Source organism: Rhizobium sp. BK251 (assembly GCF_004345245.1).
Lineage (GTDB): Bacteria > Pseudomonadota > Alphaproteobacteria > Rhizobiales > Rhizobiaceae > Rhizobium.
Genome location: NZ_SLUQ01000002.1, coordinates 466,104 through 480,056 on the forward strand (window position 1 = coordinate 466,104; position 13,953 = coordinate 480,056).

At 56.3% G+C, this 13,953-nt stretch carries 15 protein-coding genes; 3 read left to right on the forward strand and 12 right to left on the reverse strand.

Translation table 11 applies throughout. From position 1 onward, the window contains the following. Positions 1-73 precede the first annotated feature (73 nt). The 3 genes from EV286_RS06150 to EV286_RS06155 all read right to left on the reverse strand — a co-directional run bounded on the left by EV286_RS06150 (position 74) and on the right by EV286_RS06155 (position 3,182). A complete protein-coding gene (locus EV286_RS06150; RefSeq protein ID WP_132956126.1) occupies positions 74-1,438 on the reverse strand; it encodes an anti-phage deoxyguanosine triphosphatase in 1,365 nt (454 codons plus the stop codon). Between the two features lie 10 nt (positions 1,439-1,448). Further along, the gene (locus EV286_RS31880; protein WP_165932791.1) at positions 1,449-1,607 is read right to left on the reverse strand and encodes a hypothetical protein; all 159 of its coding nucleotides are present in this window, start codon (positions 1,605-1,607) and stop codon (positions 1,449-1,451) included. 165 nt (positions 1,608-1,772) lie between these two features. After that, entirely contained in the window at positions 1,773-3,182 is a 1,410-nt protein-coding gene (locus tag EV286_RS06155) for a hypothetical protein (RefSeq protein WP_245500621.1), read from the reverse strand. A gap of 576 nt (positions 3,183-3,758) precedes the next feature. Here EV286_RS06155 and EV286_RS06160 point away from each other — a divergent pair. The 3 genes from EV286_RS06160 (at position 3,759) to EV286_RS06170 (ending at position 6,206) form a co-directional block, all read left to right on the forward strand. Continuing rightward, complete coding sequence (locus EV286_RS06160; protein WP_132956128.1) at positions 3,759-4,949, forward strand: PfkB family carbohydrate kinase; 1,191 nt, start codon at positions 3,759-3,761, stop codon at positions 4,947-4,949. After that, positions 4,946-5,542 carry a 7-cyano-7-deazaguanine synthase gene (locus EV286_RS06165; protein WP_132956129.1) on the forward strand — a complete coding sequence of 199 codons (597 nt, stop codon included), beginning with the start codon at positions 4,946-4,948 and terminating at the stop codon, positions 5,540-5,542. The genes EV286_RS06160 and EV286_RS06165 overlap by 4 nt, the downstream gene beginning before the upstream one ends. A gap of 142 nt (positions 5,543-5,684) precedes the next feature. Further along, positions 5,685-6,206, forward strand: a complete 522-nt coding sequence (locus EV286_RS06170; protein ID WP_132956130.1) for a hypothetical protein — start codon at positions 5,685-5,687, stop codon at positions 6,204-6,206. Here the strand turns inward: EV286_RS06170 and EV286_RS06175 are convergent. The 9 genes from EV286_RS06175 to EV286_RS06205 all read right to left on the reverse strand — a co-directional run bounded on the left by EV286_RS06175 (position 6,195) and on the right by EV286_RS06205 (position 13,874). Next, positions 6,195-6,971: a hypothetical protein gene (locus EV286_RS06175; RefSeq protein WP_132956131.1), complete on the reverse strand. Its 777-nt coding sequence runs from the start codon at positions 6,969-6,971 to the stop codon at positions 6,195-6,197. The genes EV286_RS06170 and EV286_RS06175 overlap by 12 nt on opposite strands. 118 nt (positions 6,972-7,089) lie before the next feature. Then, complete coding sequence (locus tag EV286_RS06180; protein WP_165932798.1) at positions 7,090-7,290, reverse strand: type II toxin-antitoxin system Y4mF family antitoxin; 201 nt, start codon at positions 7,288-7,290, stop codon at positions 7,090-7,092. A 188-nt stretch (positions 7,291-7,478) separates the two neighbouring features. Beyond that, complete coding sequence (locus tag EV286_RS32395) at positions 7,479-7,622, reverse strand: hypothetical protein (protein WP_245500622.1); 144 nt, start codon at positions 7,620-7,622, stop codon at positions 7,479-7,481. 6 nt (positions 7,623-7,628) lie between these two features. Further along, on the reverse strand, positions 7,629-8,669 hold the full coding sequence (locus EV286_RS32400) for a type IV secretory system conjugative DNA transfer family protein (RefSeq protein ID WP_245500623.1): 1,041 nt from the start codon (positions 8,667-8,669) through the stop codon (positions 7,629-7,631). Further along, on the reverse strand, positions 8,588-9,364 hold the full coding sequence (locus EV286_RS32405) for a hypothetical protein (RefSeq protein WP_245500624.1): 777 nt from the start codon (positions 9,362-9,364) through the stop codon (positions 8,588-8,590). The genes EV286_RS32400 and EV286_RS32405 overlap by 82 nt, the downstream gene beginning before the upstream one ends. A 30-nt stretch (positions 9,365-9,394) precedes the next feature. Then, positions 9,395-9,727 (reverse strand): hypothetical protein, encoded by a 333-nt coding sequence (locus EV286_RS06190; protein ID WP_132956132.1) that lies wholly within the window; start codon positions 9,725-9,727, stop codon positions 9,395-9,397. An 84-nt stretch (positions 9,728-9,811) separates the two neighbouring features. Then, positions 9,812-12,247: a PAS domain S-box protein gene (locus EV286_RS06195; protein WP_132956133.1), complete on the reverse strand. Its 2,436-nt coding sequence runs from the start codon at positions 12,245-12,247 to the stop codon at positions 9,812-9,814. Beyond that, positions 12,244-12,699 (reverse strand): response regulator, encoded by a 456-nt coding sequence (locus tag EV286_RS06200; RefSeq protein WP_132956134.1) that lies wholly within the window; start codon positions 12,697-12,699, stop codon positions 12,244-12,246. Before EV286_RS06200 ends, EV286_RS06195 begins: the two co-directional genes overlap by 4 nt. Beyond that, positions 12,696-13,874 carry a PAS domain-containing sensor histidine kinase gene (locus EV286_RS06205; protein WP_165932792.1) on the reverse strand — a complete coding sequence of 393 codons (1,179 nt, stop codon included), beginning with the start codon at positions 13,872-13,874 and terminating at the stop codon, positions 12,696-12,698. Before EV286_RS06205 ends, EV286_RS06200 begins: the two co-directional genes overlap by 4 nt. Positions 13,875-13,953 lie beyond the last annotated feature (79 nt).

Here is a 13,953-nt window from a genome sequence, read left to right on the forward strand (position 1 = left end):
AATTTCTCTATTTCCAGAATAAACCGCAGTACTCAATACGTGAAAATCGCTTGGCGGAAATTCATCTTTGCTCTTAAACTGATTTAAATATACTCTCGGCGCCATCCGATCTTAATCTGGCCCAGAACTCGACGGCGTAGCGATCAGTCATGCCGGCAACGAAGTCACAGATGATCCGCGCCTTACTTGGATAATCCTTCGCCTCCAGATATAATTCGCGAACATCATCCGGCATAAGTAGGTGACCCTTTTCGGCGTTTAGCGCCTTGAATATGTCTGTCACTATTTCTGTCCCGCGGTACTCTCCCAATTTTACGCGGGAAGAGTAAATAACCGCATTGAATGTGTATTGCTTAAGTATCTCAACTTTTCTCTTTACTTCTTGATTCAATTTCACCTTAGATAAGGCCGGATTTTCGGCGTTAAACTCGAATTCTACGCCGTTAATAAATTCGTGTACCAAGGCCGACGAGAGCTTTGTGCGGACGTACGCATTGCTGCTCAACTCATATGACGCACGCGTGGCAGCCATAAAGACCGTAAGAGGGTTTTCTTCCCCTTCGTCCGGAATCATCCCATCGAAAATATCCGCAAACGTGTCGATGATTTCATTTTTCGTGATCTTATCATCGATTTGTGCGTTGACAGCGTCCACGACCGAGTCCAGCAATTTGTCGTCGGACGCAAGTATGATGGCAGGCGTGAGAAATCCCGCCTTTAAGCAATCCTCTAAGTCGTAGACAGAGTACGCAATATCGTCTGCGATATCCATGATTGCGCATTCAACAGTTTTGAAATCACCTGCCTTGGGTGGCGCTTTACCGCGCAACACCTTCCTCTTGATTTCGTCAACGATCGGCTTTTCTGACAGATAGTAACCCTTGGCTACTTTGCTCCCTTTGTCTCTTACCGCCGAGATTGGCCGGTCATATTTAAGAATGGCAGCCAAGGTACGAAAGCAGAGATTTAAACCAGCCCTGTCGTCGCCGCTGACTGGTTTGTCATAGCGGGCTTTCTTTTCTAATCGGCACAGAATGCGTAATGTTTGCGCATTTCCTTCGAAGCCACCCAATTTTTTCATCTGGTCATCAAGCGCGCGCTCGCCATTGTGACCAAATGGTGGATGCCCGATATCGTGTACCAAGCCCGCAATCGCGCACAACCGACTATCGATTTGCTGCTCTGGGCGGTCTTTATTCTCCCAATTTAGCCTATCAGCTATTCCTTCCGCGATCTGCGCGACTTCGAGTGAATGTGTGAGACGATTACGGAAGAAGTCTGACTCATGGCCGGGAAAAACCTGTGTCTTCCCCTGTTGTCGCCTAAAACTGGCGCTGTGTATGATGCGCCCGTAGTCTCGCAAGAATGGCTTTCGCCAGTCTTTGCCCTGGTGGTCGGTGCTGACGACGGGCCGCTCGTAGTCGTTCTCGACGTACATGGATGGCCGGTCACTTAGACTGAGTTTTGATTTCTTCACGTTTACGTCGATTCTCTTCGTCAGCCTTTTCCTTCGCCTTTCGCTCTTCACGAAGCCTCATCGCCTCTCTGAACGTACCCATCTTCTTGGATGCAATTTCTCTGGCTTCCAGAACTGCTGTGTATGCCATCTTGACCCTCCTTAGTACGATTGGCGAAGACTCGACGTGAGTCCCCCTACTTCACATAAACGAAATTCGTTTCCGTTTCGTTCACATTTAATTTCGATGTCTAGAATTGGCCCCTCAATTTCTCGCCTGACACAAGCGGCGAATTGCCTACTGAGAGCCATCCCTTTAATCGTTGCAGTCGATTATCAAACGAGTCGGTATGTTCGCTTTTCTGACAACATCTGCAATATGACTCGTTCGACCAACATTTCCGATTAGCTTGATGCCCATATTCGTCGGTAAGCTTGCCACAAGCTGTCTTAATGCCTCAAGGCCACTGGTTACATCGAAGGTGACCCAATCGTCAGGCTCACCGGGCACAAGCGTCAAACCGGATGACTGACTGATACCAACGTGTAGCTGAACGACCCAGGCCTTTGAACCATCAAACACCCACTCGAAGCGAACACTTCCAAGTACCTGCTGCAGCGAAGCATGGGCTGCGCGAACAGCGTCGATTACCGCCACAGGAAGCTGCTGTGGCACGACACTACCCAACATAAAGCCTTCGCCACTGCCCCTCGTTCCTTCAATGATTAGTTCGCCCTCGGACGACTCAATCACGGCCCCCGAATAGTCGGCAATTACAGAGTGCTGGGCAATTACCGACGCGAGAGCGACTCCCTCCGGATCCTCGGTCTGAACGAGTTTGAACGGATCCTGCCAACCTCTGGCGGTAGTAAACTTTCCTGGGACCTGAACGATGGGGCTGGTCCGTATCCATTGCTCGGCCGAACCGGTCTCCATCCCGAAGGAAAACGGTGCGACACGTCGAGGAATGACAACCGTCCGGGGTACTGGCAGGCCAGCGAGTTCAGCGATTAGAAGTCCAAAAACCTTGTCTCCGATCATTTGGCTGAAATCATTCGGCCACGCAACGTGGGCCGTACGGTCGAAATGATCCACCTTACCGTACTCCCAAAGTATCACGTTCGTCTGACGCCACCCTCGTGGCCTAGGGTGCAAGCTAAACTCTATTCGCGCTTTCTCGCTCTCTTCCAAGCCTGGATCGAAGCCATAGACCGTCTTGAAGAGCTTGGTTGCCCACACTGTAGGTAAGGTTGCAAAACCGGGACGCTCTACGCCCCGCGGCGTGGAATCTGGGCGAAATTCGACGAGTCCGCCCATGGCGACGCCGGAGACACCTCCATCCGACACGTCGATCGTCTCATTGGCAATCGTGAATGCCCCCTCAGAAGAGAGACGTCGGATCGCTTGGGCCGCATCCTCGACGGTACGCAGAGCATAGAGAAACTCGCGACTTTGCGATTGCACCTCACTGAAACTGCGGATGTTCACAGTGCCTTCCGCACTTCGCTCGAACAACGCCCGAAGAGCATCCTCTAACGAGTCGAAAGAAGAATTAGGAGGAAAATGCACAAGCCTAGAATATTGAAGCAGCGGCTCGCCGAACGAAGGAGCGAAGCTTACAAATTGCGCCACGTTAAAGCGCTCGGCAAGCCGGTCGAGCTTATAGTCCTTGCGAAAATCGGGGACCATGTGGGCTTCTGGGGCATCGCCTCGATTATTGGTCAAGCTGCGGGCCCTTCTCTCACGCTTCATACAACAAGTCTCAACCCGCTACCAATTCCACGATAGGCAACCGAAAAGCAATTTGCAAAAGCGGATGACAACGTTGTGACCGTTGCCGTCCCCAACTTTATCAGCGTTGATGGGCTATTATCCGATACGGATCAATTGACTTGGATGTAAGGCGAAATAACATCGAAAATACAACCAGGAGGGAATCATGTCAGGTGGTGGCGGGAACGATAGTGACTGGCGGCCGACTTCAACGATCGTGCCAACAACTAAACCAGGCGCTGGTTCGGGTGGCGGAGGTGGCGGCGGAATAAATCCGTGTCACTTTACGGAAGTGACAAATATCTCGTCGCCGAATGCGGCCGTGGCAGGCACGCTCGCGGTCGGGTCCATACTATCCCTCTCACTTCAGCAAAACCGAGTGCTGGTAATGAGTGGATCGAATCCAGCCGGATCGATTACGTCTGCACGGCTAGCAGACTTCGTTCAATGCATGAGTGCGGGACAGCGCTATGACGCTCGTGTCGTCGCAATAAATGGCGGCGCAATCACGGTGGAAATCTATCCGGTATGACAGAAATCGATATCGTTGGTGGCGTATACCGCGAACGTGTAGCGTTCCCCTACTGGGACGAACTTATAGGTTCGGCCGGAAGAAGTGCGCTGGCGCTGAACGGCCTGGTCGATACGGTCCGCCTACACACTTGCCTTTCAGAACGTGAAGAAATTGTAGGTGACGCCCAGTTTCGAGGTGTCGGAATTGACTTGCAGGTCACGCGGAGATCCGAGCCAGTCGAGTTCGACTACGTTCATACACTGGCAGTTCCGAAGATATATCGGGATTGGAATGCGGCACCCGTGTCGATGCCGGACGTGCAAGGCTATGTAGTAGTCAAGTTCGGGATGATGGAAGCTGATCCGATCGTCCGCGCAACATTCGCCATTTATGATCCCCAATCTGCCTTTAAGCCTGTCTCGTTTTCGAGAAACGGCTCGACTGCCGAGCATCTGGCAATTGTTGCCAACAAAGGCGAGATATTGAGCATGAGCGGCGCGAAAACTGTTGACGATGCCATTGGGGCATTACAATCGACACAAAACGTCGAGGTCATCGTTGTGAAGGATGGCATTGAGGGTGCCCACGTATACGCTAGCGGAAGCTACCACCACGTTCCGGCCTACAAAACTCGGAATGTGTTCTCGCTAGGATCTGGAGACATGTTTGTCTCTGCATTCGCTTACGGTTGGGCCGTCGCTGGCATGAGCCCATTCGAGACAGCTGAATTTGCCAGCCGATCTGTTGCGGAGTACCTGGAAACGCGGTCTACGAAGATTGAGCCACCCGGATCACCGAACATCAAGACGCGAGAGGTCGTGAGGAAGGCCGGTGGTATGATCTATCTCGCGGGGCCATTCCGGGAGACCGGGCAACGGATGTTGATCAACGATGCGCGCTCGCACCTCCGATCACTCGGAATGAGTGTGTTCAGTCCAATCCATGACATCGGCCCAGGCTCGGCCGACCTTGTTGTTCATCGCGATCTTGCTGCGGTACGAGAATGTGACGCTGTTTTCGCAATCCTAAACGGTAGTAGTCCGGGAACTGTCTTTGAAGTTGGCTTCGCCACTGCTCTGAACAAGCCAGTGTTTTGCGTCGCCCAGAATATGAGGGATGTTGATATTAAGCTTCCGAGAGGGTCCGGTGCGTTTATCCATGACGACTACGTTAGCGCCCTGCATCAGATCGCGTGGCGATCATGAGAAGAGCATTGTTGCTTTCCGGAGGCATGGATTCAACTTGTCTTGCTTATTGGAGACGACCTGATCTCGCTATAACAATTGACTACGGCCACAAAGCCGCCGAAGGCGAAATCCGGGCAGCGACGGCGATCTGCCGACATTTGGGCATCGAGCATCGGATAATTCGTTGCGATCTGTCGGCTCTCGGAAGTGGTGATATGGCGGGCAAACCGGCAGATCCCAATGCGCCCGCGAGTGAATGGTGGCCTTACCGAAACCAGATGCTCGCCACCATAGCCGCGATGGAATGCATCAAGCATGGAATCGACGTGTTGGAGGTCGGCGCGCTTCGCACTGACGGATTTCATGTCGATGGACGCCGGGAGTTCGTTGAGGCCCTGAGCGCCCTATTGTCTATGCAGGAAGGTGGCCTAAGGCTAGAGGCCCCTGCTGCAGCCTACAGTGCCGAGGAACTGGTGAAGGCTTCCGGTACTCCGATAGAGATATTAGCCTGGTCGCACTCCTGCCATACGAATGAGTATTCCTGCGGATACTGCCGCGGTTGCCAGAAGCATTATGTGACGATGGAGGCTATTGGCGTTGGCCCCTATTGATCCGCACCCTCGTGTAGGGGCCCGAGCGCTTGGGGAGCGCGTCAAATGGTCAGACTCTCGTGAAGTCACATTCGACCCAATACCGATGCCCACCGGCGACAGAACATTCGACAGCGTTCTGCGATCAAGACGATCAGTCAGGATGATACTACCCGCCAGTACTAAGGTCGTCGCAGCGGTCGTGCGCGAAACTCTGAAAGCTGACTTCATCGGCGCCGAAGAAAGGGAGGGACAGAAGCGCAAAGCGGTCGTCTCGGCCGGTGCTCTCCACCCTGTTAAAGCCGTTATCATCTCGCCGGATGAGCTGCCGCTATATTACGACGACGGATTGGACCGATTTTTGGCGCTACCTGTACTCGACCAAGACTGCTTTCGGTCTTTTCATTCTCACTGCAGCAAAGTCCTTCCAAATGCCAAAGGGCACTGGGTAGCATTGATTGCAGACTGCAAAGATCTCGCGAGAATGTATTCAGACTATGAAGCGCTGCTCTGGCGTGATGCGGGCGCCGCCATTCAAACGATGGCAATGATCGCGGAGGCCTTCGATCTAGCGTTCTGCCCACTCGGCATACTAGGCCACGAGATTGTCGGAGCGATACGCGCGGACGCAAATGATCTGGTGGCGGTAGGGGTGGTGGCGCTTGGCCTTCCCTCAGAAGCCTAGCAGCAATTGCGCTGGCTTTATCACTGGTGCTGATGTCCGCGCGGTTGGGCCCATGCGCCGCATGAAGTCCCATATGATGGCGTCCAGAATGCTCGCTCTTACCTTGATCGCCTTCGCAAATTTGAGGAAAAGGTCCTCAAGTTTGAAGTACTCCTTGGCCGGGTCAGACTTGGCCTCGAAAACATTCATCATGACGCAAGCCCGGTGAAGGTGCACATCGATTATAGCGACATCATCGGCGTCGAGATAATTTCTAACAATCCAAGAAGCGGTCTTTGGACCGATCCCCGGTAGCTCCAGGAGCCGATCGCGCAATTGACGGTGACTAAGTGCAAGGTCCAGGTCCCTGGCTAGACCAAGAGACCGGGCGAGATAAGAAGCCTTCTGCGCCGCAAAACGATAACGGCGTGATTTGCCTCCGATCTCAAATGGCTGTGAGAGCAAGAACAGCAGCTCTTGCTCTGTAGCATGGCCAGTAAGAGTTCCATAGGATCTGAGGCGTTGGAATGCGGCCATTCCCATCTCCGCTGGGATGCCATAGCCGCCAAGCAGACAAACAGCTATTTCTTCCAGCAGCGTATTACCAAGCCGGTGTTTTCCATATCGCCGTCTACGCACTTGGGCTTCTGATTGATATTTCCAGAACGATGGCGTGAAAAACTCATCAGGCGCGCCCCATTTGACTCCGGGCATAACTTCTTCGACGTGGTTTGGAACATAAAATTCCTGAACGTCGCCATCGATGTTAAACCAAAGTTGTTGCATGCTGCCCTCTTGCGCGAGTGCGCTAAACCATCTTCACGATGCCTAGTCCAGACAGATTCGACGGTCAGCGCTACACCATCCACACTTGTGAGAATACACTTGCGCCAACCTGCATTCGTCATCGGCGGCGTTCGCCAGGGGACAGAATATCGACAGAGCAGCCGAGCATCCGAAGAACATGCAGGACTTTTCGAATTTGGGCTGTTGGCTTGCCTGCTTCGAGATCCACAATGAATCTGACACCGACGCCGGAGACGCCGGCCAGCTGATCCTGCCGCAGGTTTTGCTCCTTGCGCGCGCTTCGGACCAGGGCTCCGATATCGACTCACGTTCTGACTTATTTTGGCATCATGATCTTCCCGCTCGGGAAACTATCGACGGGATCGGCCTCTTGTCGAGCACAAATTTCCCGATCGGGAAATTCATTCGAACGTTGACTGTAAGACAAAGTTCGGCTGATTGGGAACGATCACAATGCTTGCGCTTCATAAAGCCTTGGCACACGCCTCAAAGCATCGGATTCCGGTCCAGCTTCCCCCGATACACCGGATGCCTGTGCGAAACGATCGCGTCCACAAGCGCGGGCGGTTTCGAACCCGTCAGCAGCAGCATCTTACCCGTCTTCATTTCCAGGATCTGATCGGCGGTCATGAGTTTCTAGCGCTGCTCGGCGGTAGAGGTCTTGCGGCTCTCGCCGAACTTGGCGGCTGATTGTTTGGTGCGGGTGAGCACCGTCTGATCGCCGAGCGCGTTCGCGGCCCAGTTGGCCGTTTCGAACTCGGCTCGGCCTAGACCGAAAATGCGGGTAGTGACGCAGGAGCCGAGAATGCTGGCGGCGTCGCCCTTGCCATAGACGCTTTCGATCTGGCCCTTGTCATGAGTGATGAACAGCGCCTCGATTCCGCAGCCGGCGGCGACGTTGGCGATGTTGATAAGCTTCTCCATGCGGCCGAGACGAACAAATTCGTCCAGCACGAGCAGCACGTTCCTTTTCGGCTTCCTGGCACCCTCAAGGCGCACGGCCATGCCGAGAATGGTGTTCGTCAGCAGCCGGAGAAACACGGCCTGGGCGTCCACCTGGTCGAGCGGCACGACCATAAAGAGGTCGGCGCGGCCTTCGAACAGGTTTTCGAGCGAGCACGTGGAAGCGCTGAGGAAACTGCGCAGTTCGTCGGAACGCGCCCAATCGAAAGCCTTCTTGATCGTCGTCTCGATCGCGCCGCGCTTGTTTTCCCCGGCTGCAAGTAACGTCGCGGCGGCGGCGGCCGGGCGGGTGCCGAATGTCTCGGGCGATGTCGCCCATTCCGTCAGTGTCTTTTCAAAGCTGGCGGAAAACAGCAGGTCCATGACGGTAATCAGGTTGCGATCGGATTCCACGCGCCTGGTCATGACTACCTCGATCACGGCGGCAATCATCGATTTCGCCATTTCGGCGAAATGTGCGCCGTTTCCGCCTTCCGGTCGAACAAGCCCTTCGGCAATGACCTCGATGTCGCGGACCAGGTGTGCTTGCCTGATATAGTCGAGCGGGTTGAAGCGATCCTTCGACGGCTCGATGACGCCGAAGGGATTGAGAACCACGACCTGACGGCCGAGCGACTGCCGATATCTGCGCGTCACGGCGAAGTTTTCGCCCTTGATATCGAGGACGGCGACCGGACCGTCATGGTCAATGATGGCGGGAATGACGACGGACACGCCTTTCCCGGCTCGTGTGCCGGCGATGGCGACATGATGGCGGCCCGCCATCCGGTCTTCGGGTTAGGGCGGTAGCGCAGCATTGCGCCGCCGGAGAGGCCGAGCGGCAAGCCGGTATCGTTGTGGCGGAGCTGGCGCAACTCGCTCCGGTTCATCCAACGGGCGCGCCATGGTCCTTGTTTGGAAACCCGGCTGGATGATGCTGGGGCCGCAATCGAAATCCCCCACAGAATGAGGAACAACGGCACAGGCAGGCCGATGGCAAGGCTGGTCTGTAAACCCAGCTTTTGCGCCTCGGTAAAGCGATCCCATGTCGAAACCATACCTCGGATGCTCTCGATTCCGGCATAACCGGCATTTCGCCAAGCCTTGAAGCTGTCGAGCAGGACGCTTGCCGCAATGGCCGGGTCGGTAAAGGCGAGAGCAGACGCGGCAAGGAGGGCAGCCCCCACAGCTAAGCCCGACGCGCTGCGGATGCGGCCCTGGGTGTCTCCCGCCAAGGTCAGCAGCGCAAACCCGAGAAACATAACCAGGATCGCGGCGCGCGCGTTCTGGTAAATGGGTGGCCAGAACAACGGTGCGGTTTCCATTAGCAGGAAACCTGCCGCAATGACGGCAATCGAAAGGGCATAACGATAGGGCTGAATGATCAAATTCATGGATCGAAACTCCGGACGGAAATAAAGATCAGACATGGCCACGATCGGTCGCGGTCGGTCGGCCTGTCACATCTGCGGCGCGACCGTCTCCAGCATCGCATCGGCTTGCTCCAGCAGGGCGAACGCTTCCGCCAGCTCGGTCGAGGCCGTGTCGCTGGAATGATTGCCGGAGGCGAGCCAAGCGTTCATGAAGGTAGCCTGTGACGCGATGAGCGATTTCAGCGATCCTTCCAAAGCCGCTTGCCGGCGTTCGATCATGTCGGTCGAGCGTTTCTCCAGCGCCTCGAATTGCGCGGTTCCGCTCTGCAAGGTGTTCATCAACGTCTCGACGTAACCCAGCAATTCGCGCTCCAGCGGCGAAAGGGTCTCGGTTATCGGTGGTCTGGCGGGTGTGTTCATCGGTCAATCTCCCTGGACGATCTTCAGGCATGAGGAAAGCCTTGCCGTTGGGTTGCGCCACAGAAGTTCCGCCGGACCTGCGCCTCACGCGACAGACGGTCGGTCGGCATGTTCGGCGGGGAGGGTCTCGTCGCGTTCCGGAGGCAGGGTGAACTGGAAGACGGCACCGCGAGGTTCATTCGGGGAGCCCCACAATTGTCCTCCATGCGCCTCGATGATCGACCGGCAGATCGACAGGCCCATGCCGAGGCCCTCGGGCTTGGTCGTGTAGAAGGCCTCGAACACGCGCGCGGCCGCCTGCGGCTCGAGGCCGGGACCGGTATCGCGCACCACGACGCCAACCTGGCCCGAAGCATCCGTCTTGGTACTGACCAGCACCTCCCGCGCGCCGTCGTCGAGACCGCTCATCGCCTCGACCGCATTGAGGATCAGGTTGAGCATCACCTGCTGCACCTGGACGCGGTCGCCGCCCACGGCGGGCAGGTCCGGCGCGAGTTCGGTCCGCAGCGAGACGCCGTGCTTTTGCGCTGCACTCCGGGACAGGGCGATGACATCGAGGACGGCGTCGGTGAGGTCGAACCGATCCTGGCGTGGGGGTGATTTCCGGACGAGAGCGCGGATGCGGTCGAGGATGTCGCGGGCGAGGCCTGTGTTCTGGACGATGCGGCCGAGGGCCTTCTTGGCCCCCTCCACGTCGGGCGGGTCAGAACCGAGCCAGCGCAGCCCGGTATTGGCATTGATGAGTGCTGCTGCGAGTGGCTGGGCGACCTCATGCGCAATCGAGGCCGTCATCTGCCCCAGGGTCGTCACGCGACTAACATGCGCCAGCTCCATTTGCGTCTCGCGCAACGTCTCTTCCGCCCGCTTGCGCTCGGTGATGTCGCTGAAAAGGATTCCGACGCGTCTGCGCCCGGGGTCGCCGATCCGAAAGGCGTAAACGTCGTACCGACGTCCGAGTTGCCTGGCTTCATTTTCAAAGCGCATCGGCTCGCCTGTCAGGGCGATCCTGCCGTAGATCTCGAACCAATGTTCTTCGTGCAGGGGCGCGATTTCGCGCATCCGTCTGCCAACGGCATCCTTGATTCCAGTCTGCCGTTCAAACGACGGGCTGATTTGCAGGAAACGATAGTCGACGGGCTTTTCGTTTCCGTCAAACAAGACTTCAATCGTGCAGAAACCCTCGTCAATCGATTCGAACAGCATGCGGTAATTCTGTTCCGACTTGCGCAAATCCGCTTGGGCGCGCTCGCGCTCGATGAACTGACCAATCTGGCTGCCGATGGTAGCCAGCACCTTGAGCAGCTCCTGATCAGGTCGCCTGATCTCGCGGCTGAAAAACTCGATCACGCCCAAGGCCGCACCGCCGAGCAGGATGGGAAAGGCCAGGGCCGCGTGCAGATCCTCCCGTTCGGCCACGGATGCGCGCGGGCAGTTTTCATCGGGAACGACATCGGGAACGTATTCGGCCTCAAGGCTGGACCACACCCGGCCTGGTAGTCCCAAGCCCGGACCGAAAGCGGCCTCGCGGCTGGCTCTCGCAAATTCCGGGACTTCCATCGATGGTCCATGCCAGAGCTCGACACAGCGCAGCGCGCCGGCCAGCCGGTCCACGCGCCAGAGCGCGCCCACGTCCCATCCCAGGCATTCGCCCATGGCCCGCAGTATTCTCGGAGTAGCCTCTTCGATCGTGGCCGCTTCCGCCAATATATGCGCGACGATGTGCTGCACGCGGAGGTGCTCTTCTGCGCGCTTGCGCTCGGTGATGTCCGTCAGAACGCCGTACCAGTTGAGAATCTTGCCCTGTTCATCGCGTAGCGGCACCGCCCGCACCAGGAACCACCGGTATTCCCCTCCGGCACTGCGGTGCCGCGCCTCGTTTTCGAACGGCTCACCACTTGTCATCGAATGACGCCACTTGGCCGCGTTCTCAACAAGGTCGTCGGGATGAATCGCACATTGCCAACCCGATCTCGAAGTGTCTTCCAGAGACAATCCTGAAAATTCCTCCCACTGTCGGTTTATCCAAACGCTGCTGCCGTCGGGCTGCGTGGTAAACGCTATGGCAGGTATCGCCTCAACGACATCCCGAAGTTCCTTTTCCCTCCGACGCAGGGCATCCTCGGCTTTTTGGCGCGAAGCTCGATCGCTTGCCTCGCGCAAGGCCCGGCGCACGGCCGGAACCAACCTCGAGAGCCGGCTCTTCAGGACATAATCAGTGGCCCCGAGCTTCAACGCATCAATGGCGACCTCTTCGCCAATCGTGCCGGAAACAAAGATAAAGGGCAGGTCCGGGCGGATACTCAGGGCAACGCTCAATGCAGAAAGGCCGTCGAATGAAGGAAGTGAATGGTCCGACAGGATAAGGTCAAAGTCGTCGTCTCTGAGGGCTGCCACGAACTCGGCACGACTCTGAACGCAGACGATGCTGCTGGATAGTTGGTCGGCTTGAAGAAGATCCTCTATGAGCCGCGCGTCGTCTGGATCATCCTCCAGCAGCAGAATTCGGCCAGACGCACTCATTGCGCCCTCTTCGCGCTTCCCGGGGGCGGTTGATTTATGACCGCCCAGAATATGCCCAACTCCTTGACCGCATTGACAAAGTCATGGAAATCGACCGGCTTCACGACATATGCGTTTACCCCTAGCTGGTAGCTGGCCAACATGTCCTTTTCTTCATGCGATGAAGTCAGAATGACAACCGGGATCATCTTGAGCCGCTCGTCGGATCTGATTTGCTGCAAGACCTCCAATCCATTGATCTTCGGCAGCTTCAGATCCAGCAGAATAACCGCAGGACTCTCGTCCAGGCGCGACGCGAATTGTTCTCGACAATACAGATAGTCGAGAGCTTCCTTGCCGTCTCGGACAAGGAAAACCTCGTTGGCGAGCTTATACTCGTCGAGAGCCGTAAGCGTGAGCTCGACATCCCTTGGATCGTCCTCAACGAGTAGAATGCGTCCGAGTTCGCTCATGGCACGCTCACCGTCCTTTCCATGAAATGTTTGGCCTTGGGCAATGAGAAGTAGAAGGTGGCGCCCTGATCGACCTTCGATTCGGCTCGCACTGTCCCGCCGTGGCGATGAACGATGCGTTGAACGGTTGCCAATCCTATCCCGGTACCTTCGAACTCGTCAGCCCGGTGCAGGCGTTGAAATACACCGAACAGCTTGTTGACATACTGCATATCGAAACCGACACCGTTGTCCCTCACGAAGATTTCCAGCTGGTCTCCATTCAGGTCCACAGAGCCAATCTCGATTTTGGCGGGGCGGCGCATGCCTGAGAATTTGACCGCATTGGAAAGCAGATTGACGAAAACCAACTTTAGCAGGGAACGGTCGCCATGACAGGGCGGAAGTGCACCAATCGTCCAGGAGATCTCTTGTCCCTTCGTCTGCCCGATCTCGGCTGCTACCTCGTTGACCACCTGCTGGAGGTCCACGGCCGCTTGCCGGCTTTCAACCCGCCCGATTCGAGAAAACGCCAGCAGATCATCGATCAGGTTGCCCATTCTTTTCCCTGATTCCAGAATCGTCTGCAGGTATCTTTGACCCTGGGTGTCCAGCGAACTCGATGCGTGTTTTTGCAGCAGCTCCGAATAGCCGACCAGATGGCGCAGGGGTGCCCGCAGGTCGTGTGATACGGAATAGGCAAATGATTCAAGTTCCTTGTTGGCCGCTTCGAGTTCCGTAGCCCGCAGCACGAGCTCCTGGTTCAGCTTGCGGATTTCGGCCTCACGCTGCTCACGGTGTTCGAGCTCGACCTGAAGCCGGTCGCGTGCATGGCGAAGGTTCTCCTCGATGCGGCGTCGAACGGCGCTGAACGAGGAAATCATGATCGCCGAGCAAATGAAAACAAAGAAGTAGGGGAGATCTCCGGCCGAAACGTAGAAGGTGTAGAGAGGTTCTGCAAACAGGTAGTTGAATATTGCCGAGGACAACAGAACCGCCAGCACGGCAGGCCCGGAGCCCGCGTACCAGGTTATAACACCGACAGCGAGCACGAGAACCGGCAACGCCACGTCATTCAAATGATATTGCCGGAATGCGAGCGCGACGGCAGTCGAGACCGCCACCAAAGCCGCGGCAAATCCGTAACGTATGGCCCGCGATTGGGGTAGCTGAAACTCTACATTCCAGTACGTCACGTTCGGCTGCTCCGAAACATGTATGTGGGGATGCGGCACTTATAGCAGCTTCCGGGACGATTGTCCCGAGGCCCTTCGC

Bases quoted from the DNA above. Each gene is read 5' to 3' on its own strand.
- EV286_RS06150 (WP_132956126.1), bottom strand. From the start codon at position 1,438: ATGTACGTCGAGAACGACTACGAGCGGCCCGTCGTCAGCACCGACCAC.
- EV286_RS31880 (WP_165932791.1), bottom strand. From the start codon at position 1,607: ATGGCATACACAGCAGTTCTGGAAGCCAGAGAAATTGCATCCAAGAAG.
- EV286_RS06160 (WP_132956128.1), top strand. From the start codon at position 3,759: ATGACAGAAATCGATATCGTTGGTGGCGTATACCGCGAACGTGTAGCG.
- EV286_RS06165 (WP_132956129.1), top strand. From the start codon at position 4,946: ATGAGAAGAGCATTGTTGCTTTCCGGAGGCATGGATTCAACTTGTCTT.
- EV286_RS06170 (WP_132956130.1), top strand. From the start codon at position 5,685: ATGATACTACCCGCCAGTACTAAGGTCGTCGCAGCGGTCGTGCGCGAA.
- EV286_RS06175 (WP_132956131.1), bottom strand. From the start codon at position 6,971: ATGCAACAACTTTGGTTTAACATCGATGGCGACGTTCAGGAATTTTAT.
- EV286_RS32395 (WP_245500622.1), bottom strand. From the start codon at position 7,622: ATGACCGCCGATCAGATCCTGGAAATGAAGACGGGTAAGATGCTGCTG.
- EV286_RS32405 (WP_245500624.1), bottom strand. From the start codon at position 9,364: ATGTCTGATCTTTATTTCCGTCCGGAGTTTCGATCCATGAATTTGATC.
- EV286_RS06190 (WP_132956132.1), bottom strand. From the start codon at position 9,727: ATGAACACACCCGCCAGACCACCGATAACCGAGACCCTTTCGCCGCTG.
- EV286_RS06195 (WP_132956133.1), bottom strand. From the start codon at position 12,247: ATGAGTGCGTCTGGCCGAATTCTGCTGCTGGAGGATGATCCAGACGAC.
- EV286_RS06200 (WP_132956134.1), bottom strand. From the start codon at position 12,699: ATGAGCGAACTCGGACGCATTCTACTCGTTGAGGACGATCCAAGGGAT.